Origin of the sequence: Pseudoalteromonas sp. HM-SA03 (assembly GCF_002289345.1) — a bacterium.
In the GTDB taxonomy this organism is placed as follows: Bacteria; Pseudomonadota; Gammaproteobacteria; order Enterobacterales; family Alteromonadaceae; genus Pseudoalteromonas.
Genome location: NZ_NSDG01000176.1, coordinates 1 through 397 on the forward strand (window position 1 = coordinate 1; position 397 = coordinate 397).

The window sequence follows — 397 nt, forward strand, 5'->3', positions numbered from 1 at the left end:
GGTATTACTTTTAAGGCCCGCATCAACAGTTAACGACAGCATTAATTCAACCCCATCTTCGCCAATTCGCTTACGAAAGCGTGTCATTGAACTTGGGCAGCAAGGCGGCTCATGGGTGAAAAATTGCATGCCACAAAAATATTGCCAATACGGGTTTTCGCACCACATGGCTACCGTATTTTCGTCAGACAGTTTGTGAATTTGTTTCAGGTATTCGAGGCCGCAAGTAGGCGGATAGGCTTGGCGCCAGCGCCTTTATCGCCATAATGCTGTTTAAATTCAACCTCTAGACGCTGCCAATCAATGATTTTTGCTAGCTTCACTAACTCATGGCGTGGTGAAACAATATCAATAAGCTCGATTTGAAACAGGTGCTTTTGTGGTGTTTGCGTGGTTG

At 45.1% G+C, this 397-nt stretch carries 1 protein-coding gene and 1 pseudogene; both read right to left on the reverse strand.

The annotated features are described in order from the left end of the window. Positions 1-168: transposase (locus CKO50_RS25195; protein WP_368665267.1), on the reverse strand; the 168-nt coding region annotated here is incomplete at its 3' end. A 38-nt stretch (positions 169-206) separates the two neighbouring features. After that, positions 207-397, reverse strand: a pseudogene (locus CKO50_RS24170) (IS5/IS1182 family transposase); the annotation flags it as partial.